19 protein-coding genes are annotated in these 23,884 nt (G+C 70.4%); 11 read left to right on the top strand and 8 right to left on the bottom strand.

Features of this window, described 5'->3' with window-relative positions:
* Positions 1-75: 75 nt before the first annotated feature.
* Positions 76-1,275: a 4-hydroxyphenylpyruvate dioxygenase gene (gene hppD, locus Q5425_RS25745; protein WP_308674877.1), complete on the bottom strand. Its 1,200-nt coding sequence runs from the start codon at positions 1,273-1,275 to the stop codon at positions 76-78.
* A 109-nt stretch (positions 1,276-1,384) separates the two neighbouring features.
* On the opposite strand from hppD, the gene Q5425_RS25740 reads away from it, so the two are divergent.
* Entirely contained in the window at positions 1,385-1,858 is a 474-nt protein-coding gene (locus Q5425_RS25740; RefSeq protein WP_206790021.1) for an Lrp/AsnC family transcriptional regulator, read from the top strand.
* A 46-nt stretch (positions 1,859-1,904) separates the two neighbouring features.
* Here the strand turns inward: Q5425_RS25740 and Q5425_RS25735 are convergent, their stop codons facing one another.
* The 3 genes from Q5425_RS25735 to Q5425_RS25725 all read right to left on the bottom strand — a co-directional run bounded on the left by Q5425_RS25735 (position 1,905) and on the right by Q5425_RS25725 (position 3,930).
* Positions 1,905-2,726: an MBL fold metallo-hydrolase gene (locus tag Q5425_RS25735; RefSeq protein WP_308674876.1), complete on the bottom strand. Its 822-nt coding sequence runs from the start codon at positions 2,724-2,726 to the stop codon at positions 1,905-1,907.
* Between the two features lie 49 nt (positions 2,727-2,775).
* Positions 2,776-3,279 carry a transcription elongation factor GreA gene (gene greA / locus Q5425_RS25730; RefSeq protein WP_308674875.1) on the bottom strand — a complete coding sequence of 168 codons (504 nt, stop codon included), beginning with the start codon at positions 3,277-3,279 and terminating at the stop codon, positions 2,776-2,778.
* Positions 3,280-3,474: 195 nt separating this feature from the next.
* Positions 3,475-3,930: a DUF4307 domain-containing protein gene (locus Q5425_RS25725; protein ID WP_308674874.1), complete on the bottom strand. Its 456-nt coding sequence runs from the start codon at positions 3,928-3,930 to the stop codon at positions 3,475-3,477.
* A gap of 134 nt (positions 3,931-4,064) precedes the next feature.
* On the opposite strand from Q5425_RS25725, the gene mca reads away from it, so the two are divergent.
* Both mca and Q5425_RS25715 read left to right on the top strand, forming a co-directional pair.
* Complete coding sequence (gene mca / locus Q5425_RS25720) at positions 4,065-4,985, top strand: mycothiol conjugate amidase Mca (protein WP_308674873.1); 921 nt, start codon at positions 4,065-4,067, stop codon at positions 4,983-4,985.
* Positions 4,982-5,314 (top strand): hypothetical protein, encoded by a 333-nt coding sequence (locus Q5425_RS25715; protein ID WP_308674872.1) that lies wholly within the window; start codon positions 4,982-4,984, stop codon positions 5,312-5,314. The genes mca and Q5425_RS25715 overlap by 4 nt, the downstream gene beginning before the upstream one ends.
* Here the strand turns inward: Q5425_RS25715 and Q5425_RS25710 are convergent, their stop codons facing one another.
* Together Q5425_RS25710 and Q5425_RS25705 are read right to left on the bottom strand one after the other, a co-directional pair.
* Positions 5,315-7,807: a polynucleotide kinase-phosphatase gene (locus Q5425_RS25710; protein ID WP_308674871.1), complete on the bottom strand. Its 2,493-nt coding sequence runs from the start codon at positions 7,805-7,807 to the stop codon at positions 5,315-5,317.
* Positions 7,804-9,171 (bottom strand): 3' terminal RNA ribose 2'-O-methyltransferase Hen1, encoded by a 1,368-nt coding sequence (locus Q5425_RS25705; RefSeq protein WP_308674870.1) that lies wholly within the window; start codon positions 9,169-9,171, stop codon positions 7,804-7,806. The genes Q5425_RS25710 and Q5425_RS25705 overlap by 4 nt, the downstream gene beginning before the upstream one ends.
* Before the next feature lie 65 nt (positions 9,172-9,236).
* On the opposite strand from Q5425_RS25705, the gene Q5425_RS25700 reads away from it, so the two are divergent.
* The 4 genes from Q5425_RS25700 to Q5425_RS25685 all read left to right on the top strand — a co-directional run bounded on the left by Q5425_RS25700 (position 9,237) and on the right by Q5425_RS25685 (position 15,667).
* Complete coding sequence (locus tag Q5425_RS25700) at positions 9,237-11,210, top strand: thioredoxin domain-containing protein (protein ID WP_308674869.1); 1,974 nt, start codon at positions 9,237-9,239, stop codon at positions 11,208-11,210.
* Positions 11,211-11,292: 82 nt separating this feature from the next.
* Positions 11,293-11,850, top strand: a complete 558-nt coding sequence (locus Q5425_RS25695) for a hypothetical protein (protein ID WP_308674868.1) — start codon at positions 11,293-11,295, stop codon at positions 11,848-11,850.
* Between the two features lie 486 nt (positions 11,851-12,336).
* The gene (locus Q5425_RS25690) at positions 12,337-13,710 is read left to right on the top strand and encodes a glycosyl hydrolase family 28 protein (protein ID WP_308674867.1); all 1,374 of its coding nucleotides are present in this window, start codon (positions 12,337-12,339) and stop codon (positions 13,708-13,710) included.
* Positions 13,711-13,777: 67 nt separating this feature from the next.
* On the top strand, positions 13,778-15,667 hold the full coding sequence (locus tag Q5425_RS25685) for an acyl-CoA dehydrogenase (protein WP_308674866.1): 1,890 nt from the start codon (positions 13,778-13,780) through the stop codon (positions 15,665-15,667).
* 84 nt (positions 15,668-15,751) lie between these two features.
* Here Q5425_RS25685 and Q5425_RS25680 read toward each other — a convergent pair whose 3' ends face one another.
* A complete protein-coding gene (locus tag Q5425_RS25680) occupies positions 15,752-16,498 on the bottom strand; it encodes a PRC and DUF2382 domain-containing protein (protein ID WP_308674865.1) in 747 nt (248 codons plus the stop codon).
* A 306-nt stretch (positions 16,499-16,804) separates the two neighbouring features.
* On the opposite strand from Q5425_RS25680, the gene Q5425_RS25675 reads away from it, so the two are divergent.
* Positions 16,805-17,278, top strand: a complete 474-nt coding sequence (locus Q5425_RS25675; protein WP_308674864.1) for a carboxymuconolactone decarboxylase family protein — start codon at positions 16,805-16,807, stop codon at positions 17,276-17,278.
* Positions 17,279-17,360: 82 nt separating this feature from the next.
* Here the strand turns inward: Q5425_RS25675 and Q5425_RS25670 are convergent, their stop codons facing one another.
* Complete coding sequence (locus tag Q5425_RS25670) at positions 17,361-18,032, bottom strand: hemolysin III family protein (RefSeq protein ID WP_308674863.1); 672 nt, start codon at positions 18,030-18,032, stop codon at positions 17,361-17,363.
* Between the two features lie 80 nt (positions 18,033-18,112).
* On the opposite strand from Q5425_RS25670, the gene Q5425_RS25665 reads away from it, so the two are divergent.
* The 3 genes from Q5425_RS25665 (at position 18,113) to Q5425_RS25655 (ending at position 23,826) form a co-directional block, all read left to right on the top strand.
* Positions 18,113-18,889: an isoprenyl transferase gene (locus Q5425_RS25665; protein ID WP_308674862.1), complete on the top strand. Its 777-nt coding sequence runs from the start codon at positions 18,113-18,115 to the stop codon at positions 18,887-18,889.
* A 449-nt stretch (positions 18,890-19,338) separates the two neighbouring features.
* A complete protein-coding gene (locus tag Q5425_RS25660) occupies positions 19,339-20,631 on the top strand; it encodes a PhoH family protein (protein WP_308674861.1) in 1,293 nt (430 codons plus the stop codon).
* Between the two features lie 159 nt (positions 20,632-20,790).
* A complete protein-coding gene (locus Q5425_RS25655; RefSeq protein WP_308674860.1) occupies positions 20,791-23,826 on the top strand; it encodes an amidohydrolase family protein in 3,036 nt (1,011 codons plus the stop codon).
* Positions 23,827-23,884 lie beyond the last annotated feature (58 nt).

Raw genomic sequence — 23,884 nt, 5'->3', positions numbered from 1 at the left:
CGGAGGTCTCCTACGGTGGCCTTCGCCGAGATGTGTCAGAGGTTGCCTCGGCGCTGCGCCGATGGCGCCTCGGCGTTAAAGATTGCCTCGGCGCTCCTGCTCCCGCTCGATGGCCTCGAACAGCGCCTTGAAGTTGCCCTTGCCGAAGCCCAGCGAGCCGTGGCGCTCGATCAGCTCGTAGAACACGGTCGGGCGGTCGCCGATCGGCTTCGTGAAGATCTGCAGCAGGTAGCCGTCCTCGTCGCGGTCGACCAGGATGCTGTGCTCCTTGAGCGTCTCGATCGACACGCGGACGTTGCCGATCCGGGCCCGCAGCTCCGGGTCGTCGTAGTAGGAGTCCGGCGTGTCGAGGAACTCGACGCCGGCGGCGCGCATCGCCGTCACCGTGGCGATGATGTCGTTGGTGGCCAGCGCGATGTGCTGGCAGCCGGCGCCGCCGTAGAACTCGAGGTACTCGTCGATCTGCGACTTCTTCTTCGCCACGGCCGGCTCGTTCAGGGGGAACTTGACCCGGTGGTTGCCGTTCGAGACGACCTTGCTCATCAGCGCCGAGTACTCGGTCGCGATGTCGTCGCCGACGAACTCCGCCATGTTCACGAAGCCCATGACGCGGTGGTACCAGTCGACCCAGTAGTCCATCTTGCCGAGCTCGACGTTGCCGACGCAGTGGTCGACGGCTTGGAACAGCCGCTTCGGCGCGCCCTCGGGCCGCTTGATCGTGCTCTCGCGCGGCTCGTAGCCGGGCAGGTAGACGCCGTTGTAGCGCGACCGGTCGACCAGCGAGTGGCGGGTTTCGCCGTAGGTCGCGATCGCCGCGACGCGGACCGTGCCGTGCTCGTCGGAGACGTCGTGCGGCTCCTCGAGGACGGTCGCGCCCTGCGCGCGGGCGTGCTCGATGCACTTGTCGACGTCGGTGGTCTCCAGCGCCAGGTCGATGACGCCGTCGCCGTGCTTGCGGTGGTGGTCCAGCAGCGGCGAATCCGGCTTCACGCCGCCGGTGATGACGAACCGGGCCGAGCCGGACTTCAGCACGTAGGACTTGCGCTCGTAGTCGCCGGTCTCGGGACCGGAGTAGGCGATGAGCTGCATCCCGAACGCGATCTGGTAGTACCAGGCGGTCTGGGTGGCGTTGCCGGCGATGAACACCACCGCGTCCATGGCCTTGACCGGGAACGGGTCGGTCGAGGCGTCGTGGTCGACGAGCCCGACCAGCTGACGCAGCTGGTCGTAGCTGACGTCGTCGAGGGCACCCTGGGGTTCGGCAGTCTGGGTCATACCCCGAAGGATCAGCCCTGTGCGGCAAGATGTGCAATGGTCTTGGTTTTTTCTGGACAATCTGTCGAGTGGCTGCCGGACATCCACTGTCATCGTGGACAATCTGTGCATGCCGGAGAACCTGGATGCGCTGGATGCGCGGCTGCTGCTGTTGCTCACCGACTCGCCGCGGCTGGGGGTCCTGGAGTGCGCGCGCCGGCTGGGCGTCGCCCGCGGCACCGTCCAGGCCCGGCTCGACCGCCTGACCGAGCGCGGCATCCTCGGCGGCTTCCCGCCGGAGCTGGACCTGGCGGCGATGGGTTACGGCCTGACGGCGTTCGCGGTGCTCGAGATCGCGCAGGGCCGTCGCGCGGAGGTCGCGGAGGCCCTGGCGGCGATCGACGAGGTCTGCGAGGTCCACGCGACGACCGGCCAGGGCGACCTGTTCGTCCGCATGGTGGCGCGCGGCAACGACGACCTGCAGCGGGTGATCGACGAGGTCGTCGGCGTCCCGGACGTGCTGCGGACGTCGACGTCGATCGCGTTGTCGACGCCGGTGCCGCCGCGGGTCCGCCCGTTGCTGGAGCGGACCGCGCGGGGCTGACCAAGCGGAGCTTTCACGTGAAAGCTCCGACCTGGGGGCCGAGCTTTCACGTGAAAGCTCGGCCGTCGGCGACGTGGGCCAGGTACCGCTCGGCGGAGCGCTGGACGACGTCGAAGCCGTCGGACCGCACGATCGCGTCCCACCAGGCGCCGTAGATCGCCTCGAAGCGGTAACCCGCGAGAAGCTCGGCCGCCCGGCGGACGACGCTCGGGCGTTCGGGGATCAGGTTCGGGTAGCTGTACATGAAACCGACGTGGGTGCGGTCGGGGATGACCTGCACGATGTCACCGGACAGCAGCGCGCCGCGGCCCTCCTCGCCGTCCGGCCAGTGCAGCACCGTGCCGCCGTCGAAGTGCACGCCGAGGTTGATCAGCCGCAGGTCCGCAGCGACGTCCAGGGTGGTGCCGGACCACAGCTTCACCGCCGGGTCGGGCCTGCCGATCCACCGCTGGTCGGCTTCGTGCAGGTAGACCGGCACGTCGAAGGCGCGCGCCCACTCCACCATCGTCGTGTAGTAGTGCGGGTGGCTGATCGCGATGCCGGTGATCCCGCCCAGGTCGCGCACCTGGGCCACCAGCGCGTCGTCGAGGTAGGCGGCGCAGTCCCAGAGGAAGTTTCCCGAGCGGGCCCGGACCAGCAGCGCGCGCTGGCCGATCGCGAACCCCGGGTTCGAACCGACACCGACGATGCCGAGACCCTGCTCCTCGATCCGCGGCGTGTAGGTGCCGCTCTCGCGGAGCGAAGAAAGGTTCGTCCACTGCTGCCCGGACTGCGGGACGTATTGGCGCTCGTCCTCGCAGACCGGGCAGTCGTCACGGGCCACGGCGTACTGCATGCCGCAGGCCTGGCACATCGGTTCGGTGCTCACAGCGGTGTCCTCCCAGAACGTGGATCCTGGGAGGACACGCTAGCCGCGGCTATTTGGCTTCGGTGTACGGAACCGCTTTCACGAGCGTCACCTTCTGGACCTTGCCGTTGGGCAGCTCGTACTCGCGGGACTCGCCCTCCTTGGCGCCGAGCAGGGCCTTGCCCAGCGGCGACTCCGGGGAGTACACGTCCAGTTCGCCCTCGGCGCCCTCCTCGCGGGTGGCGAGCAGGAACTTCTCGTCCTCGTCGTCACCCTCGTACCGGACGGTGAGCACCTTGCCGGGGCCGGCGGTGCCGTCGTTCGCGGGTGCCTCGCCGACCTTCGCCGAGCGCAGCAGCTCCTGCAGGTGCCGGATGCGTGCCTCGGCCTGGCCCTGTTCCTCGCGAGCGGCGTGGTAACCGCCGTTCTCCTTGAGGTCACCCTCTTCGCGGCTGTCGTTGATGCGCGCGGCGATGACCGGCCGATTCTCGATCATTTCGTCGAGCTCGTGCTTGAGCCGGTCGTAGGCATCCTGGGTGAGCCAGGTCACCTTGGTGTCGCTCACGGTCACCATCTCCTCGTCGGGCCTGCCAGGCTTGCGTGTTCAAGCCGGCCCACGCGGGCCTAGGTGCCCGCGTGGCTGGAATAAAGGAAAAACACGGCCCGTCGCGGGCCGTGCTGATGGGTCAGACTATCACGGCGCGAGAGGCCGACGCCCGTTATTTCCCCGCGCTCCGGGCGTTGAGCGCGCGGTTCACCCCGTTGGCCGCTATGGGGTTGACAGATAGCGTGGTATGTCGTACGAGCAGCCGAACACATCGGCGGTCACCGGTTCCCCGATGCTCTTGATCGTCGTGGTCATCCTGCTGTACTTCGCGCCGGCGGGGATCAGGAGCTCTTTGCGGCCGCTCTCGGCGCCGGTCTTGTCGCGGACGCGGACGACGCACACGCCCGGCCGGTTGTCGTCGTCGCGGGTGACGTTGACAGTGATCTCCATCGCGTTGCCCGGTTGTTCGCTGAACGCGATGCGTTCGGCGTCGATGGGCGCGGAGCCGAGGTTGAGGTACGCGACCCAGGCGATCACGCCGCTGACCAGCAGGGCGATGGCCAGGAAGAGCCAGCGCCGCCAGCGCCGGGACGTCTTCGCGCGCCCGGTGCCGTACCGGCCCTCGGGCAGCGCGGGCGCACTGCCGCCGACGGCCGTTTCCGCCGGTCCGCCTGCCAACCCGGGCCTCCTGCTCGTTCTTGTCGTACCCGTGGGGACAATGGTGACGCGGGTACGTCTCGAGTATCCGCCCGCTGGGTGGGCGGCCCGCAGGTGGGTCGCGGAATAAGGGCAGAAGGGGAGTCGTTCGGAGCATGGTGGACGCCGACGAGCTGATCAAGACCGCCAACCCGCGCCTGCGCCTGATGGCCGTGCACGCGCACCCGGACGACGAGTCCAGCAAGGGTGCCGCCACGATGGCGCGCTACGCCGCCGAAGGGCACGAGGTGCTGGTCGTCACGTGCACCGGGGGCGAAGCAGGCAGCATCCTGAACCCGGCCATGGACCGGCCCGAGGTGCTGGCCAACATGAGCGAAATCCGCCGGGAGGAGATGGCCCGGGCGGCCAAGATCCTCGGCGTGAGCCAGCACTGGCTGGGCTTCGTCGACTCCGGCCTGCCGGAGGGCGACCCGCTGCCGCCGGTGCCCGAGGGGTCGTTCGCGGTCGTGCCGCTGGAGGAGTCCACCGAGGCGCTGGTGCGCGTGATCCGGGAATTCCGCCCGCACGTGATCACCACCTACGACGAAAACGGCGGCTACCCGCACCCCGACCACATCCGCACCCACGAGGTGTCGATGGCGGCGTGGGACGCGGCGCCGGACCCGGATCGCTTCCCCGACGCCGGCGAGCCGTGGCAGCCGCTGAAGCTGTACTACATGCACGGCTTCTCGCGCGCCCGCATGGTGCTGTTCGACGAGGCGCTCAAGGAGGCCGGCCTGGAGTCGCCGTACACCGAGTGGCTGGCGAACTGGGACCCGAACCGGGGCGATGTGATGGAGCGGGTGACGACCCGCGTCGAGTGCAGTGAATACTTCGAGGTGCGGGACGAGGCGCTGAAGGCGCACGCCACGCAGATCGACCCGACCAGCCGCTGGTTCGCCGTGCCCCGGGAGATGCAGCGCGAGGTCTGGCCGACCGAGGAGTACGAGCTGGTGAAGTCGCTGGTCGACAGCACGTTGCCGGAGGACGACCTGTTCGCCGGCATCGCCGGCGCCGAGGAGAAGGTGAACACATGAGTCTGACGCTGCCGGCCGGCGTGGCCCTTCCGGTGACCGCGTCGGCCCTGGTCTTGACGCAGCAGCCGGGCAACGGCGACAACGGCGGGCAGGGGGAGGACTTCGGCAAGTCGTCCCCGGTCGGCTTCCTGGTGCTGATCCTGTTCCTCGTCGCGGTGGCCTTCCTGGTCCGCTCGATGACCAAGCACCTCAAGCGCGTCCCGGCCAGCTTCGACGACCCGCCCGCGCCGGAGCCCGCCGCACCGGAACAGCCCGAGGCCAAAGCCGGGGAGCCGGTGGTGGCCGAGGAGCCCGTGAAGGACTCCTCGACCACCAAGGCCGACGGTTAGCTAGAGCCGCGGGTCCACCGGGTCCGACTCCAGCGCGAGCACGGCGAACACGCACTCGTGCACGCGCCACAGCGGCTCGCTCCGCGCGACGCGCTCCAGGGCCTCGAGGCCCAGGGCGTACTCGCGCAGCGCCAGCGTGCGCTTGCGGTTGAGCCCGCGCTTGCGCAGCCGCTCCAGGTTCTCCGGCAGCGTGTAGTCCGGCCCGTAGATGATCCGCAGGTACTCGCGCCCGCGCACCTTCACCCCCGGTTGGACCAGCCCGCGCGTCCCGTGGGTCAGGTTCGCCGCCGGCTTGACGACCATGCCCTCGCCGCCGGCGGCCGTCAGCTCCGCCCACCACGAGACGCCCCGCGCGACCGACGCCTCGTCCAGCAGGTCCACCTCGAGCGTCCGGGTGCGCTGGAACCGGGGCCCGGCGAGGCCGTCGAGCAGCGACAGGTGCCACGAATGCGGCCGGTCGTGGTAGGCCTTCCCCTCCGACGCCAGCAGCTGGAACGGCGCCAGCCGCACGCCGTCCAGCCCGGACGTCGGCCAGCAGTAGCGCCGGTACGCCGTCCGGTAGGAATCCACTGTGGACGAACGCGAAGCCGTCCGCGACAACAGGTCCGAGACGTCGATGCCGCGGGCCGCCGCCGTCGTCAACGCCGAAACCGCCGCCGGCAGCACCGCCTGGGCCGCCGCGCCCACCGAAGCGTACTGATCCGCGATGAGCGAGCCGGCCTTCGCGCTCCACGGCAGCAGCTCGGCGTCGAGCAGCAACCAACCCGAACCCAGCTCGTCGAACAGCCCGGCGGCCGCCGCCCGCACGTCCGCCAGCAGCTCGTCGTTCTGCGCCGCCGGGAAGAACGGCCGCCCGGTCCGCGTGTACACCGCGCCGCCGCCGCGGATCCCGAAGCGGTGGTACGCCACCTCGTCGTCCCGGCAGACGAGCACGACGGCCCGCGAGCCCATGTGCTTCTCCTCGCACAGCACCGACTGCACGCCCGCGGCCCGGTACTCGGCGAACGCCTCTTCGGGGTGCTCCAGGTAGTCGGGACGCGACGACGTCGAGCACGGCGCCATCGTCGGCGGCAGGTAGGCGAGCCACCGCGGGTCGACCGCGAACCGGCTCATCACCTCCAACGCCGCCGCCGACTGCTCCGCCGAGACGCCGACCCGGCCGTGGTACGCGGTCTGCACGATCCGCTTCCCGGTGACGTCGGTCAGTTCCAGCACCGCCGGCTCGCGCCCGCCCAGCGGCCGAGCGGAATCCAGCGGGCGTACCGGCTCGTACCAGACCCGGTGCGCCTTCACCGAGACGACTTCGCGCTCCGGGTAGCGCAACGCCGTCAGCTTCCCGCCGAACACGGCGCCGGTGTCGAGGCACATCGTGTTGTTGACCCACTCCGGCTCGAGCGTCGGCGTGTGCCCGTAGAGCACCATCGCCGACCCGCGGTAGTCGCGCGCCCACGGCAGCCGCACCGGCAGGCCGTACTCGTCGGTCTCGCCGGTCGTGTCGCCGTAGAGCGCCATGCTGCGCACCCGCCCGGACGCGCGCCCGTGGTAGCGCTCGGGCAGCCCGGCGTGCGCGACGACGAGCTTCCCGCCGTCGAGGACGTAGTGCGCGATCAGCCCGTCGCAGAATTCGTGCGCCTTCCGCCGGAAGTCTTCGGTTTCCGCGGCGAGCTGCTCCAGCGACTCGGCGAGCCCGTGGGCGGCGTTGACCTTCCGGCCGTGCAGCGCGCGCACCAGCTTCTGCTCGTGGTTCCCGCACACGACCAGTGCGTTGCCGGCCGAAGCCATCGCCATGACGCGCCGCAGCACACCCGGGGTGTCCGGGCCGCGGTCGACGAGGTCGCCGACGAACACCGCCGTCCGCCCGGCCGGGTGCACGCCGTCGACGTACCCCAGCTCGGCCAGCAGCTCCTCGAGCTCGGCCGCGCAGCCGTGGACGTCGCCGATCACGTCGAACGGCCCGGTCAGCTCGCGCTTGTCGTTGCGCAGCGGCTCGACGACGATCTCCGCTTCGGCCACTTCGGCCTCGCTGCGCAGCACGTGCACGCGCCGGAAACCTTCGCGCTCCAACGACTTCAGCGACCGCTGCAGCTCACCGCGCTGCCGTCGGACGACGTGGTCGCCGAAGTCGCGGTCCGGCCGCCCGGCGTTGCGCGCGACGCAGACCGGCAACGGCAGGTCGAGCACGATCGCCGTCGGCAGGACGTCGTGCTCCTTCGCGAGCTTCACCAGGCTCGCCCGCGAAGCGCGTTGGACGTTCGTCGCGTCGATGACGGTCGTCCGCCCGGCCGCGAGCCGCTTGCCCGCGATGTAGTGCAGCGCCTCGAAGGCGTCGGCCGACGCCGACTGGTCGTTCTCGTCGTCGGCGACGAGCCCGCGGAAGAAGTCACTGGAGAGCACCTGCGTCGGCGCGAAGTGCGTGCGTGCGAACGTCGACTTGCCGGAGCCGGAAGCGCCGACGAGCACGACGAGCGACATGTCGGGAACGGTCAGCTTCACGCGGCCACCTCCTTTTGGGTGGTGAAGACCGCCAGTTGGGTCGGCGGTCCCGATTCCTGGTCTTCCGGTCCGATCGGCACGTATCGGACGTCGTAGCCACGCCGGGTCGCGACGCCGTCCGCCCAGGCGCGGAACTCGGCTCGCGTCCATTCGAACCGGTGGTCGGCGTGCCGGAAATGCCCCATCGGCAGGAACTCGAACAGCCGGTTGTACTCCGCGTTGGGCGTCGTGACGAGCACGGTGCGCGGCGCCGCGACCCCGAACACGGCGTGTTCCAGGGCCGGGAGCCGCTCCTCGTCGACGTGCTCGACGACCTCCATCAGCACGGCGGCGTCGAACCCGGCCAGCGCCGGGTCGGCGTAGGTGAGCGCGGATTGGCGCAGCGTGACGCGGGAATTGTCCTTCAGCCGCTTCTCCGCGATGGTCAAGGCACTGCTCGACACGTCGACGCCGACGATCTCGGTGAACGACCGTTCCTTCTCGAGGACGCGCAGCAGCGCGCCGGAGCCGCAGCCGAGGTCCAGCACGCGCCGGGCGCCCGCGGCCCGCAACGCGGCGAGCACACTGCCGTGGCGCTGCGACGCGAGGCTCTCCGGCTTGTCCGGCACCTCCGTGACCAGCGCTTCGGCCTCCGCCGGGACGTCGTCCGCCTCGGCCAGCCGCGAAAGCGCGTACGCGACGACCGGGCGGCGCCGCTCCAGGTAGCGGTTCGTGATGAGCGTCCGCTCGGGGTGCGCGGCGAGCCAGCCGTCGCCGGCGCGCAGCAGCTTGTCGGCCTCGTCCTGGCCGACCCAGTAGTGCTTGTCGCCGTCGAGCGCCGGCAGCAGCACGTACAGGTGGCGCAGCGCGTCGGCGACGCGGTGCGTGCCGGTGAGCCGCAAGTCGACATAGCGGCTGTCGCCCCACTGCGGGAACTGCGGGTCGAGCGCGATCGGCGTCGCCGAAACGCGCCAGCCGAGCGGCTCGAACAGCTTGTGCACAACCTCGGGGCCACCGCGGGCGGACAGCGACGGCACGTGGACCTCCAGGTCAAAGGCCTCGTCGACCAGTTCGGGACGCGCGGCGCAGCGCCCGGCGAGCGCGGTGGTGAACGCCGCCCGCAGCGCGACCGCGAGGTACGAGCCCCCGGCGTACGGCCGGTCGTTGACGTACTGGGTCAGCGACGTCCCGCCCCCGCGGACGAGCTCGACGGGATCGATCTCGACGAACAGCGCGGCGGTGCACCGGTCCGGCGCGGCTTCCGGGTAGAAGACGTGCGCGGTACCGGCGGACAGCGCGACCGACTGCGCCTTCTCCGGGTGCTTGTGCAGGAGAAAGCCCAGGTCGGTGGCCGGATTTCGGGTCGTGGTGATGGTCAGCAACACCGGCACAGTGTGGCCGAGGAGCCGGTGACCGCGCGCCCGGTTTTCCCGGGTGCGACCCTGGAACCATGAACCGCCTCGCCAGCGCGACCAGCCCGTACCTGCTCCAGCACGCCGACAACCCCGTCGACTGGTGGCCGTGGGGACCGGATGCGCTCGCCGAGGCGCGGCGGCGGAACGTGCCCATCCTGCTGTCCGTGGGTTACGCCGCCTGCCACTGGTGCCACGTCATGGCGCACGAGTCGTTCGAGGACGCCGGGACCGCCGCCCTGATGAACGGCAACTTCGTCAACATCAAGGTCGACCGCGAGGAGCGGCCCGACATCGACGCCGTCTACATGGCCGCCACCCAGGCGATGACCGGCCAGGGCGGCTGGCCGATGACCTGCTTCCTCACCCCGGACGGCGAGCCGTTCCACTGCGGCACGTACTACCCGCCGTCGCCGCGGCCGGGCATGCCCTCGTTCCGGCAGCTGCTCGCCGCCGTCACCCAGGCGTGGCAGGAACGGCCGGACGAGCTGCTCGACGGCGCCAAGCAGATCGTCGCGCACCTGGCCGAGCAGACCGGACCGCTCGAGGAGTCCGTTGTGGACGAAGCCGTGCTCGCCGGCGCGGTCGGGAAGCTCGAGCAGGAAGCGGACAGCGTCAACGGCGGCTTCGGCCGCGCGCCGAAGTTCCCGCCGTCGATGGTCCTGGAGTTCCTGCTGCGCCACCACGAGCGCACGGGTTCCGCGGTGGCGCTGTCCCTGGTGGACTCCACGGCCGAGGCGATGGCCCGTGGCGGCCTCTACGACCAGCTGGCCGGCGGCTTCGCACGCTACTCCGTCGACGCCGAGTGGGTCGTGCCGCACTTCGAGAAAATGCTGTACGACAACGCGTTGCTCCTGCGCTTCTACGCGCACCTCTGGCGGCGCACCGGCTCGGCCACGGCGTTGCGGGTCGCCACCGGAACGGCGGAATTCCTCTTCGAGAGCCTGCGCACGCCTGAAGGCGGCTTCGCGTCTTCGCTGGACGCGGACACCGAAGGCGTCGAAGGCCTGACGTACGTCTGGACGCCTGCGCAGCTGCGCGAAGTGCTCGGTGACGACGCTCCGGCCGCGGCCGAGCTGTTCGGCGTCACCGAGGAAGGCACCTTCGAGGACGGCGCCTCGACGTTGCGCCTGTTCGGCGACCTGCCGGAGCCGATGCGCGTCAAGCTCCTGGACGCGCGCGCGAAGCGGCCCCAGCCGGGCCGGGACGACAAGGTGATCGCGTCCTGGAACGGCTTGGCGATCACGGCGCTGGCCGAGGCGGGCGTCGCCCTGGATCGTCCACAGTGGATCGAATGGGCCACGGCCGCGGCCGGTTTGCTGTTGCGGGTGCACGTGGTGGACGGACGGCTGCGGCGCAGCTCGCGCGACGGCGTCGTCGGCGAATCCGCCGGCGTGCTGGAGGACTACGCCTGTGTCGCCGACGGGTTCCTGGCCCTGCACCAGGCCACGGGCGAGGCGAAGTGGCTCACCGAAGCGACCCGGCTGCTCGACCTGGCGCTGGCGCACTTCGCGTCCTCGGACGTCCCCGGCGCGTACTTCGACACGGCCGACGACGCCGAGACGCTGGTCCAGCGCCCGGCCGACCCCGGTGACAACGCGAGCCCGGCCGGGGCGTCCGCGCTGGCCGGGGCGTTGCTGACGGCGTCCGCGCTGGCGGGCCACGCCGATTCGGCCCGCTACCGGGACGCGGCCGAGCAGGCGCTGCGCCGGGCGGGGGTGCTCGCCGGACGGGTGCCGCGGTTCGCCGGGCACTGGCTGTCGGTCGCCGAGGCGCTGCAGGCCGGCCCGGTGCAGGTCGCGGTGGTGGGCGCGGACGCATCGCTGCGCCTGGCCGCGGCGCGGGGGGTGCACGGGGGCGGCATCGTGCTCGCGGGCGAGCCGGACGCCCCGGGTGTGCCGTTGCTGGCCGACCGTCCCCTGGTCGGCGGCGCTCCGGCGGCGTACGTGTGCCGGGGCTACGTCTGCGACCGTCCGGTCACGTCCGCCGAGGAGCTGACCGCCCAGCTCTGATCGCCCTGGGTGAACGCCGTGTTGATTGCCCGGTATTCGGCGTAGCTTGGGTAGCGATGTAATCATGTAATCGGAGTGCGACATGGGACGGGGATGGCGCGGAGGCCGGGGCTGGCAGCAGGCCGAGGTCCCGCCGGCGGACGACGCGGCGGCCTGGTTCGGCGGCCGCCTGCCCGACGGCTGGTTCACGGGCGCACCGGAGGTCACGGTCGACCGCGAAGAGATCATCGTGGTCGGCGAGCTCCCGGCGTTGACGGAGGAGTACGCCGACGACGCGGCCCGCGCGGCGGCTGAAGAGGGCCGGATCAGCCGGTACCGCGAGGAGACGCGCGACGAGCGCATCGAGATCGCCCGCCAGGCCGAACACCGCTACCAGCGCAAGGTGGCCTGGGGTGCACGCCTGGGCGGCACGACGGCGTTGTTCACGACGCACTCGGCCCCGGTGATGACGCGCCTGCGCCAGCCGGAACGCCTGGTGCTGGACACCCTGGTCGACGCGGGCGTGGCGCGTTCGCGCTCGGACGCGCTGGCCTGGGCGGTGCGCTTGGTCGGCCAGCACGCGGACAGCTGGCTGGGCGAGCTGCGGGAAGCGATGAGCAAGGTCGACGACCTGCGCTCCAAGGGCCCCGACCTGGCCTGAACGCTCTGCCGCGGCTGGTCGTGAGTGGTAAAGAGGGTTAGAACCCTCTTTACCACTCACGACCGCCTTAGTCCGCGATCAGCGCCGGCTTCCGGAACCCGGCTCCCGGCTCCCGCTGCCGCCGCCCGAACCAAGCCCCCGGCGCGATCCCGGTCCCCCCGTGCTCCGGGTGGATCAAAATAGACCGGCGCCGTGTTCTCGAAGGCCGCGATCGCCAGCCGTTCGGGGTCGTCGAGCCACGTGGTCATGCGGCACGTTCCGCGGTCCGCCACCAGCGTGTGCGGGTTGTTGCCCGCTTCGTGGCCTGGCCGCCGCGGGGCGCTCAACGCGCGAGGGCGCGCACGCCCTTTCGAATCGACATGCTGCGATCTTCACCGGTCGCGCAAGCCTGGACCCGGACCCGATCGGCGGCCTACAGTTCGTCGTGCCCGCGGTCCGTGCCGCGGTTCCGCCGTCGCACCAGGTCTTCCCGTGAAGGAAGTGTCCATGGACGGCAGGTTCACCCGGCGGCAGCTGATCAAAGGCGGGCTCGCGGTGGCGGCGGTGCCGCTGCTGCCCGCGGTTGCCTCGGCGGCACCCCGCATCGACGTTCCCCCGCTCCCGTGGCCGGCGGCGAACGACATCGTCGCGAACACGACGGTCCCGGTGTTCCCGGACCGCCGGTTCCCGATCACCGGTTACGGCGCGAAGAACGACGGCAAGACCGACAACACCGCGGCGATCAAGAAGGCGATCGAAGCCTGCGCCGCGGCCGGTGGCGGCCACGTGGTCGTGCCGGGCGGCGGCAGTTTCCTGACCGGGGCCATCCGGCTCAGGAGCAACGTCGACCTGCACCTCGAACCCGGCTCGGTGCTCAAGTTCAGCGGCGACGCCTCGAAGTTCCCGAACGTCTTGACGCGCTACGAAGGCATCGAGTGCGTCAACCGCTCGCCGATGATCTACGCCTACGGGGAAAAGAACATCGGCCTCACCGGCCGCGGCACGCTCGACGCGGCGGCGACGTCGTCGTGGAACAAGGGCAGCGACCGCGCGTACCTGGAATCGCTGGTGGCCGACGGAATCGCGCCGGAGAAACGGGTGGTGCCGGGCTCCGGGCACACCACGCGGTCGGCGTTCGTCGAGCCGTACGCCTGCGAGAACGTGCTGATCCAGGGCGTCACCTTGAAGAACTCCATGTTCTGGCAGCTGCACCCGACGCTGTGCCGCAACGTCACGGTCGACGGCGTCAGCACCGACCCCAGCACCGCCCACAGCAACACCGACGGCTGCGACCCCGAGTCGTGCGACCACGTCGTCATCGCCAGCTGCACCCTCGGTGCGCACGACGACAACATCGCGATCAAGTCCGGTCGCGACGCCGACGGGCGCCGGGTGAACGTGCCGTGCCAGAACCTCGTCGTGGTGAACTGCGTGATGAACGGCAACTGGGGCGCGATCACTTGCGGCAGCGAGCAGACCGGCGGGATCCGCAACGTCTACGCCCACCGGCTCACCGTGCAGGGTGACACGAAGTTCGCGCTCTACGTGAAGTCCAACACGCTGCGTGGCGGATTCACCGAGAACATCAACCTCGACAGCGTTTCCGGCACGTTCGCGCGCAACTTCGTGTACGTGACGTCGACCTACAACAGCCAGACCGGCAGTGACCTCCCGTCGTTAGGACCGTTCGCGATCGGCCACTGTTCGAGCACGAAGATCGCGGGCAAGGCGTTCGACGTCAGCGGGCTTTCCGACGCCCACGTGCACGGGTTCGGCGTGGCGAACTCCACGTTTGAGGGAGTGTCCGACACCTCGAACACGCTGAAGTACGTGGACAACGCCCGGTTTTCGAATGTGACGATCAACGGCAAGCCGATCTGACCCTGCGGGATCGGTGGCGCTGCGGCAGGCTTACTACCAACGAGTAGGAAGCCTGCCGGAGGTAGCCGTGGACGTCCCCGAAGTGCCCTCGAAGGTGGATCCGGACGCGCTGACCGCCGTCCTCGACGGTCGCTGGGCCGAGCTGCGCCGCGGGGTGCGGGCGCAGATGGCCGAAGCGGAGTTCCGGGACCCGGTGGACCTCGGCATCGAGGCGCATCGCGCCCAGGTGCTCGACCAGCTGCGCGCGCTCGCCGAAACCGACCGGCCCGGCCTGGGCTTCGACCCGGCGTACGGCGGCGGTGGTGACGTCGGCGGCTCGGTGACGTCGTTCGAGATGCTCGGCTACGGCGACCTGTCGCTGATGGTGAAGGCCGGTGTCCAGTGGGGCCTGTTCGGCGGTGCCGTCCAGCTGCTCGGCACGGCGCGCCACCACGAGCGGTACCTGCGCGCGATCATGGACCTCGAGCTGCTGGGCTGCTTCGCGATGACCGAGCACGGCCACGGCTCCGACGTCCAGCACCTGCGCACCACGGCGACCTTCGTGGACGGTGGGTTCGTGGTGCACACGCCGGACACGATGGCGCGCAAGGAATACATCGGCAACGCGGCCCGCGACGGCCGGCTGGCGGTGGTCTTCGCGCAGCTGATCACGGGTTCGGAGTCGCGGGGGGTGCACGCGTTCCTCGTGCCGATCCGGGACGAAGACGGCAAGCCGATGCCGGGAGTGTCCATCGAGGACTGCGGCCCGAAGGCGGGCCTCAACGGTGTCGACAACGGACGGCTGGGTTTCGACAACGTCCGGATCCCGCGCGAGGCGTTGCTGAACCGCTTCGGTGACGTCGCCGAAGACGGGACGTACTCGAGCCCGATCGAAAGCGACAGCCGCCGGTTCTTCACGATGCTGGGCACGCTGATCCGCGGCCGGGTGAGCGTCGCGGGCAGCGCGGGCAGCGCCACGAAACGCGCGCTGGCGCTGGCGATCCGCTACGGCGAGGTCCGCCGCCAGTTCGCGAAGCCGGACGGCGACGAGGTCGTCGTCCTCGACTACCTGGCCCACCAGCGGAAGCTGCTGCCGGCACTGGCGAAGACGTACGCGCTGCACTTCGCGCAGGAAGAACTGGTCTCGAAGCTGAACGACATCGATTCGTCGGCGCCCGAGGAGGAACAGCGCGAGCTGGAGGCGCGCGCCGCCGGGCTGAAGGCGCTCGCGACGTGGCACGCGACCTCGGCGATCCAGACGGCGCGCGAGGCGTGCGGCGGGGCGGGCTACCTGGCGGAGAACGTGCTGCCGGGCCTGAAGGCCGACACCGACGTCTTCACGACGTTCGAGGGGGACAACACGGTCCTGCTGCAGCTGGTCGCGAAGGGCCTGCTGACCAGCTACAAGCAGGACTTCGAGGACCTTTCGCCGCTGGCGACGGCCCGCTTCTTCGCCGAGCAGGTGGTCAGCGCGGTGCTGGAGCGGACGTCGGCGCGGAAAGCGGTCGAGTCGCTCACCGTGGGGTCGGACTCGGAGGTCTTCTTCCGCCGCGAGTGGCAGCTGCGGCTGTTCGAGGACCGCGAGGACCACGTCGTCGAAGGGGTGGCGAGGCGCCTGCGCAAGGCGGCTGCCGACCCGTTCGGCGTCTTCAACTCCGCACAGGACCACGTGCTGCGCGCCGGTCGCGTCCACGTCGAACGGCTGGTGCTGGAGGCGTTCTCGGCAGCCGTCGAGCGCTGCGAAGACCCGGACGCCCGCACGCTGCTCGAGCGTGTCTGCGACCTGTACGCGCTGTCGGCGATCGAAGACGACCTGGCGTGGTTCCTGGGTCACGGCCGCCTGACGGCATCGCGCGGGAAGGCCGTCACGGCGGCGGTGAACCGGCTGTGCTCGGAGCTGCGTCCGCACGCCCGCACGCTGGTCGACGCGTTCGCGATCCCGGAGCAGTTCCTCGCGGCGCCGATGCTCACGTCCTGACCACCCGGCCGCGGTGGTGCCCAGACGGGTGGCCGGTATCGGGGACCGGCCACCCGTCCGGGAGCCTTGGGGCCGTGAGGACCGTCAGGGCCGGCGGTGCTTGCGGTCGTCGTCGGTGACCTCGAACTGCTCCTTGCGGACCTTGCCGGACACGGTCTGCTCGTCGCTGACCGTCTCGGTCCGCAGCCGCGCCCGTTCGACCGGCACGGTTTCCTTGCGCACCACGGGTTTCTCGGCGTGCAGGATGACGTCCTGTTCGGCCTCGCCGATCTCCGCCGTGCCGTCGCCGCGGGTGATCGGCTCCCGCTCGATGCGCACCTCCTCGTGCCGCACGGGCACGGTGACCTGCTGCTCTTCGGTGACGACGTACTTGCGCAGCCGCACGTGCCCGGTCTCGACCTGCTCGGTCCCGACGTTCAGCCGCTCCTCGGAGCGCGTCATGGCGCGGTCGTCCCGCTTCCCGCGCCCGCTCATGGCGGCCTTGCCCCGGTCCATCCGCCCGTCGGGCGAGGTGCGCGGCACCGGCATGCCGTAGTGCTGGTAGAGCTGCGTGCTCTCTTCGGGCGAAAGGTGCCCGTCGGCGTCGATGCGCGGCGCGTCGGAGACGCTGTCCTTGTCGACCTGCACGTGGACACCGTCCTTGTCCGTGTGCGCGCCGGAGAGCGGGACGAAGCTCTCCTTGGTGCCGAACAGGCCGGTCTTGACGGTGATCCACTCGGGCTGGTGCGTCGCGTCGGCGAGGTAGACGTTGCCGACCTTCCCCAGCTTGTTGCCGTCCGAGTCGACCACGGCGCTGTCGATGAGTTCCTCGGGCTGCATGGTCTTGGCCATCGCGGTCGTGCTCCTCTCTGCGTTGATCTCTTGGTGAACCCACGGTCGGCCTCCTCGGAGGGCACGGCAACCGTCGTGGTGTTCCCGTGGGTGACCCCTGAACGTGGCGGTTTGAAGCGTCTTCCGGCTGGCCAAGCGCAGGTGGCGGCCGCTGGTGGAGCGCGTGTTCCGGGCGTGACCGGCCCCGCCGGGATGGCGCGAAGGTGTGGAACTGAAATCGGCGTGACCGGCGTCACGCACGGCGCTGTCACAACGCCGTCGCCCACCTCGTCAAGGGGGTGAAGCAGACGATGGAAGGGAACCACCATGGAAGCCCGGCTCAACATGTTCGAGAACGAGATCACCGGCAAGTTCGTCAAGCGCCTGATCGCGGCGTCCCGCCCGGTCGAGGAGTCGTCGCTCCCGAAGGCGGCGCAGGAGCTGGTGAAGATCCGCGCCAGCCAGATCAACGGCTGCGGGATGTGCCTGGACATGCACACGAAGGACGCGGCGGCGGCCGGCGAGACGGCGGTCCGCCTGGCGATGGTGGCGGCGTGGCGCGAAGCGGTGGTGTTCACCGAAGCGGAGCGCGCGGCACTGGCGCTGGCGGAGGAGGGCACCCGGCTGGCGGACACGCACACCGGCGTCAGCGACGAGACGTGGGCCGCGGTGCGCAAGCACTACGACGACGAGCAGATCGGGGCGCTGATCGCCCTGGTGGCGACGATCAACGCGTGGAACCGCCTGAACGTGATCGTCCGGAACCCGGCGGGGGAGTACCAGCCGGGGATGTTCGGCTGACGGCTGTCCTGCCGTGAGGCGGGGGACCGGCTCCGACCGTAGTCACAATCAGGCTTCGGGCTGCAGGTCCCCCAAAACGCAGCTAGGCGTACATGGCCAGCCAAATCGCAATATAATGCGAAACAGCGGCCAGCACAGTACAAGCGTGAAAGAACTCGTGGTACCCAAAAGTCTCAGGCCAGTGATTGGGCCACTTCACGGCGTAAAAAACCGCCCCGAGTGTATAAAACAACCCACCGACGCACAGCAGCACGAGGGCCCCGACACCGGCGTGCGTCGCCAGTTCGGGGAACACGAACACCGCGACCCAGCCCAAAGCGAGGTAGATCGGCACCCCGAGCCACCGCGGAGCATTCGGCCAAAGCATCTTCAGCGCCACACCGGCAACCGCCCCGCCCCACACGATCGACAAGATCACGTAGCCGGTCGGCTTCGACATCGCCAGGAGCGTGAACGGCGTGTAAGTCCCCGCGATGAACAAAAAGATCATCGAGTGGTCCGCGCGCTTCATCCACTTGTACGCCCGCCGGCTCCAGAACCGGCGGTGGTACAACGCACTCACGCCGAACAGCCCCAGCACCGTCAGGCCGTACACCGACGTCGCCAAAGCTGCTAACGGGGACACTGTGGACGCGGCGAAGCTGATCAGCGTCGCCACTGCGGCGACGGCGCCGAAGAACGTCCAGAAGTGGATGTGGCCGCGCAAGCGCGGGCGCGCGTCCACCGCGGGCGGGGGATCCGTCGTAAGGCTCACCTATCCAGGCTACGACAGCGTAGGTTCTCCAGCAGTGCTCAAGTCACACGCCTCACAACGGGTGCGTACGCTGACTCGACGTGAGTGTTCGCTCCTTCTTGTCCGACGTCGTGTACAGCGCCTACGGCAGGCGCCTCATCCAGCAGGCCGCGGGCCGGCATCCCCGGCACATCGCCATCATGCTCGACGGCAACCGCCGCTGGGCTCGTGAAGCGGGCTTCACGGACGTTTCGGACGGTCACCGGGCCGGGGCGAAGAAGATCGCGGACTTCCTGAGCTGGTGCCAGGAGGCCGATGTCGAGGTCGTCACCATGTGGCTGCTGTCCACCGACAACCTCAACCGGGACCCGGACGAGCTCACGCCGCTGCTGAAGATCATCACCGACGTCACCGACGAGCTCGCCGGCCCCGGGACGCCGTGGCGGCTGCGGATCGTCGGCGCGCTCGACCTGCTCCCCGCCGATGTCGCAAAGCGACTCAGCGAAGCCGCGATCCGGACCGAGGGGCGGACCGGGATGGAGGTCAACATCGCGGTCGGCTACGGCGGGCGGCAGGAAATCGCCGACGCCGTGCGGAAGCTGCTGCGCCAGCACGCCGACGAGGGAACGTCCATTCACGAGCTGGCGAAGATCCTCGACGTCGACCACATCTCCGAGCACCTCTACACCTCGGGCCAGCCGGACCCGGACCTCATCATCCGCACCTCGGGCGAGCAACGGCTTTCCGGGTTCCTGCTGTGGCAGTCCGCGCACTCGGAGTTCTGGTTCACCGAGGCGTACTGGCCCGCCTTCCGCCGCGTGGACTTCCTGCGTGCCATCCGCGACTACGCCTGGCGGCACCGCCGGTTCGGCTCCTAGCGCCCCGGAAAACCGCTGGTCACGAGCCCTGAAGCGCACTCAGAGTTGATTTCGGGCGACCGACGGTGAGATGACGATCTGGCGAATCACCGTGTTGGCTCCCTGCGCGATCCCGCATTCGTGGGTACCTTCCGAGGTGAGGGCGCGCGTTCCGTGCGGGTCCTCACGGGAGGCCCTGGTCGTGGCGGTGATCGAGGGGGCGGCTCAGCCGCCCACGAGACGCTCGAGGGGGCCGGCACCCGGCCCTCGTGGCCGCGCCACCTGACCTGAGGTCAGGAGGAGTGGTCCAGCCAGGGAGGTGCCCGGCCCAGCGAGTGCGGGCGTGCGGTGCACACGCCCTCGAGGGAGATGCCGTCGTGACTGCGCAGCGTTTGCCCCGCAAGGCCTCTGGCCACTCTTCGACCGGTGCCGTTCCTGGCCCGGAGAAAGCGCCTGAATCCCAGCAGCACATGTACGTGCTCGACACGTCGGTCCTCCTTTCGGACCCGTGGGCGGTCACTCGGTTCGCCGAGCACGCGGTTGTGCTTCCGCTGGTCGTCATCAGTGAACTGGAGGCGAAGCGCCACCACCCGGAGCTCGGCTGGTTCGCCCGGGAATCCCTGCGCATGCTCGACGACCTGCGCCGGCAGTACGGCAGGCTCGACGCGCCGCTCCCCATCGGGGACCACGGCGGCACGCTGCAGGTGGAGCTGAACCACTCGGACCCGTCGGTGCTCCCGTCCGGGTTCCGGACCGACTCCAACGACCACCGCATCCTCGCCTGCGCGCTCAACCTGGCGGCGGAGAACGCGGCGGTCACGCTGGTGACGAAGGACATCCCGCTGCGGGTCAAGGCCGGGGCCGTCGGTCTCGAGGCGGACGAGTACCGCGCGCAGGAAGTGACGCCGTCCGGCTGGACGGGCATGGCGGACGTCGACGTCGAACAGGACGTGCTCGACACGCTGTTCGGCGGCGGCACCGTCGACCCCGTCGAGTACGGCATGGACGAGCTCGCCGAGCTGCCCTGCCACACCGGGCTGCGGCTGCTCGCGGGCAGCTCCAGCGCGCTGGGGCGGATCACGGCGGACAAGCGGATCCGGCTGGTCCGCGGCGACCGCGAGGCGTTCGGCCTGCACGGCCGCAGCGCCGAGCAGCGCGTCGCCCTCGACCTGCTGCTCGACTCCGACGTCGGCATCGTGTCGCTGGGCGGCCGGGCCGGCACCGGCAAGTCGGCGCTCGCGCTGTGCGCGGGGCTCGAGGCCGTGATGGAACGCCGCCAGCACCGCAAGGTCGTGGTGTTCCGGCCGGTCTACGCCGTCGGCGGCCAGGACCTCGGCTACCTGCCCGGGTCCGAGAGCGAGAAGATGCAGCCGTGGGCGCAGGCGGTGTTCGACACGCTCGGCGCGCTGGTCAGCCAGGACGTCCTCGACGAGGTCTTCGACCGCGGCATGCTCGAGGTGCTCCCGCTGACGCACATCCGCGGCCGGTCGCTGCACGACACGTTCGTGATCGTCGACGAGGCCCAGTCACTGGAGCGGAACGTCCTGCTCACGGTGCTTTCGCGGCTCGGCACGGCGTCCCGGGTGGTGCTCACGCACGACGTCGCCCAGCGGGACAACCTGCGCGTCGGGCGGCACGACGGCGTCTCGGCGGTGATCGAGAAGCTCAAGGGCCACCCGCTGTTCGCGCACGTCACGCTGACGCGCTCGGAGCGGTCGCCGATCGCCGCCCTGGTCACCGAGATGCTGGAAGACCACGGCTGACGGACTCCGGGGGCGGCGCGAGCGCGCCGCCCCCGGCAGCTCTTCCCGCCTTCACCGGATATCCGGTGAAAAACCCGCTCGGCCGCTGGACGGCCGATCCGGCGGGTGGGCATAGTTGGCCGTATGGCGCCAGAAGGCCTCTCCCGTCGTGAAGTTCTCGTGCGAGGTGGTGCAGCCGCCGCCGTGCTGGCCGTGGCCGGGGCGGGGGTAGCCGAGGCCGAACCGGACGCCGGACAAGGCGACGTCGTGCTGCGGGAGGGCACGAACATGTCCGCCGCGCTGTCCCCGGACGGCCGGTGGATCGCGCTCGACCTGGTCACCGCGATCTGGGTGCTGCCCGCCGGTGGCGGCCGCGCCCGGCGGCTCACCGACGACCTGCAGGACGCCACGCTCCCCAGCTGGTCGCCGGACGGACGGCGGATCGTGTTCCAGTCGTACCGCGACGGCCACTTCCACCTGTACGTCATCGATGTCGCCGGCGGTGCGCCCCGCAAGCTGACCAGCGGGCAGTTCGACCACCGGGAACCCGTGTTTTCGCCGGACGGCACCAAGATCGCCTTCAGCAGCGACCGGGACGGCAGCTACGGCATCCACCTGCTGGACGTCGCCTCCGGAGCGATCGGCACGGTGGTGTCCACCGCGGACGAAGAGGCGTCTCCGCGGTGGTCGGCCGACGGCACGAAGATCGTCTTCACCGTGAACGACACCGCCATCGACGTCGTCACCGTGGCCACCGGCGCCCGCACGCGCCTGGTCACCGCGACCGGCACCGACAAGGTCTACGGCCCCGCGTTCGGTCCCGGCGGGCAGCCCAGCTACCTGCGGCTGCGCGGCGCCGAAGCGGACCTCATGCTCGGCGAGGAGCAGCTGACCCGGGGCGAGGACGTCTTCGGCTTCGCCGCGAACTGGTCCGGGTCCGACGTGCTCTACACCGCCGACGGGCACATCCGGCGGCGTGCGCGGTCCGGCGCCGTCAAGGACATCCCGTTCGAAGGCGGCGTGGCCACGGCCGCGCGCGGCTACCGGAGGCGGGTCCGCGACCTGGACTCGGCCGCGCCGAAGCCCGTCCGGGGCATCGCCGGTCCGGTGGTGTCCTCCGACGGCAAGCGGATCGCGTTCCGGGCCCTCAACGCGATCTACGTCGTCGCGGCGGGCGGGGGCCGGCCGCAGCGGCTGATCGACGACGGCTACTTCAACTCCGACCCGGACTTCCACCCGGACGGGACGAAGCTGCTCTACACGAGCGACCGGCTCGGCACCGCCGACCTGTGGCTGCGTGACCTCGGCACCGGCGAGGACACCGTCCTGACCCAGCTGGCGGGCGCCCAGGTCGCGCCGCGGTGGTCGCCGGACGGCGGCCGGGTGGCCTACTCCGACCAGGACGGCGCCACGTGGATCCACGACGTCGCCACGGCCACGGCCCAGCAGGTGACGCCGCCGCTGTTCATGCCGGGCCGGCCGACCTGGTCACCCGACGGATCGGTCCTCGCGCTGGCCGCGGTCAAGCCGTACTCGCGGCGGTACCGCGAAGGCACGAGCCAGATCCTCACGGTCGACCTGAAGACCCACGAACTCCGCTACGCCGAGCCCATGCCGTTCCGTTCGCTCGCCACCCGCGGCGACGACGGTCCACTGTGGTCACCCGACGGCCGGTACCTCGCGTTCACGGTCGAGAGCGTCGCCTGGATCGCCCCGGTCGACGGCTCCGGGCAGCTCGTCGGTGCGCCGAGGCAGGTCACCCACGACGTCACCGATTCACTGGCCTGGCAAGGGAACGACACGCTCGTGTACCTGTCCAAGGGACGGCTCAAGGCGCAGAAGATCACCGGCGGCGAGCCCCGCACGATCCGGCTCGACTTCACGTGGGCCCGGCCGCGGCCCCCGCACCGGACCGTCATCCACGTCGGCGCGGCTTGGGACGGCGTCGCCCGGACGCTGCGGCGGGACGTCGACATCGTCGTCGACGGCGGCCGGATCGCCGGCATCCGGCCGCACCGGAACGCACCCGGGACCGTCGATGCGCACGACCTGACCGCCATGCCCGGGCTCATCGACATCCACAACCACTGGCACCTGCGCGGCCGGCAGTGGGGTGACCGGCAGGGCAGGCTGTGGCTGTCCTACGGCATCACCACGACCCGCTCGCCCGGCGACCCGGTGTACCAGATGCTGGAGACGCGCGAGGCGCTGGAATCCGGAAACCGGGTCGGGCCGAGGTACTTCGGTACCGGGGAAGCCATCGACGGCTCCCGGATCTACTACAACTTCATGCGGCCGACGCTTTCGCCCGAGCAGCTGGACCTGGAGCTGTCCCGCGCGGTCGAGCTGGAGTACGACATGATCAAGACGTACGTCCGGCTCCCCGTGGCTTACCAGCAGGCCGTGGTCCGGGCCGCGCACCGGGCGGGCATCCCGCTGTCGTCGCACTACCTGTACCCGGCGGCGAACATCGGCATGGACGCCATGGAGCACACCGGGGCCACCAACCGGCTCGGGTACTCGCACACCGTCAGCCGGATCGGCCGGTCGTACCAGGACGCGGTCTCCTTGTTCGTCCGCTCGGGGATGTCGATCACGCCGACGTTGTTCACCTCCAGGGCGCTGTACGCGGACGACAAGTCACTCGTGACCGACGAGCGCACCGAGGTCCTCTTCCCGCCGTGGGAATACCAGCAGCTCAAGACCACAGCGGACACCGCGGGCAACCCGGAGAACGCCTACCTCCGCCAGGTCCTCGCCGGGAACGTCGACATGGTGCTGCGGATCCACCGGGCGGGCGGGTTCGTGGTCACCGGCACGGATTCCCCGCTGGACAACGTGGCCGTCTCCACCCACCAGAACCTGCGGGCCATGGTCGAGTTCGGGTTCACGCCGTACGAGGCGCTCACCACCGCCACCCGCAACCCGGCCCGGTGGCTCGGGCTCGAGGACCGGATCGGGGTGCTCAAGCCAGGCGCGTACGCCGATTTCTCGCTCGTCGGCGGCAACCCGTTGCAGGACATCAAGGCGGCCGCGAACGTCCGCAGCGTGCTGGTCGGCGGGGTGCTGCGGACGGTCGGCGAGCTGCTGGCGCCCTACCGGGACAAACCGGGCGCACGGGCGGCCACCGAAGTGGTGCCCGCGGCCCGATCGGCGGAGAAACAGCACTGGTGGCACGTTCCGGAGTGGTCGGAACACGTGTGCTGCGCGGGCTGAGCAGTCTGCCGCGGCTGTCGTGAGTGGTAAGGCGGGTTAGAACCCGCCTTACCACTCA

It is taken from the genome of Amycolatopsis sp. A133, from assembly GCF_031082405.1.
In the GTDB taxonomy this organism is placed as follows: Bacteria; Actinomycetota; Actinomycetes; order Mycobacteriales; family Pseudonocardiaceae; genus Amycolatopsis.
The sequence above is the reverse complement of the archived record's forward strand: the minus strand, read 5'-3'. Positions and strand labels throughout refer to the sequence as shown.

Coding starts and splice junctions, on each gene's coding strand:
- hppD (WP_308674877.1), bottom strand. CDS start 1,275: ATGACCCAGACTGCCGAACCCCAGGGTGCCCTCGACGACGTCAGCTAC.
- Q5425_RS25740 (WP_206790021.1), top strand. CDS start 1,385: ATGCCGGAGAACCTGGATGCGCTGGATGCGCGGCTGCTGCTGTTGCTC.
- greA (WP_308674875.1), bottom strand. CDS start 3,279: ATGGTGACCGTGAGCGACACCAAGGTGACCTGGCTCACCCAGGATGCC.
- mca (WP_308674873.1), top strand. CDS start 4,065: ATGGTGGACGCCGACGAGCTGATCAAGACCGCCAACCCGCGCCTGCGC.
- Q5425_RS25715 (WP_308674872.1), top strand. CDS start 4,982: ATGAGTCTGACGCTGCCGGCCGGCGTGGCCCTTCCGGTGACCGCGTCG.
- Q5425_RS25700 (WP_308674869.1), top strand. CDS start 9,237: ATGAACCGCCTCGCCAGCGCGACCAGCCCGTACCTGCTCCAGCACGCC.
- Q5425_RS25695 (WP_308674868.1), top strand. CDS start 11,293: ATGGGACGGGGATGGCGCGGAGGCCGGGGCTGGCAGCAGGCCGAGGTC.
- Q5425_RS25690 (WP_308674867.1), top strand. CDS start 12,337: ATGGACGGCAGGTTCACCCGGCGGCAGCTGATCAAAGGCGGGCTCGCG.
- Q5425_RS25680 (WP_308674865.1), bottom strand. CDS start 16,498: ATGGCCAAGACCATGCAGCCCGAGGAACTCATCGACAGCGCCGTGGTC.
- Q5425_RS25675 (WP_308674864.1), top strand. CDS start 16,805: ATGGAAGCCCGGCTCAACATGTTCGAGAACGAGATCACCGGCAAGTTC.
- Q5425_RS25660 (WP_308674861.1), top strand. CDS start 19,339: ATGTACGTGCTCGACACGTCGGTCCTCCTTTCGGACCCGTGGGCGGTC.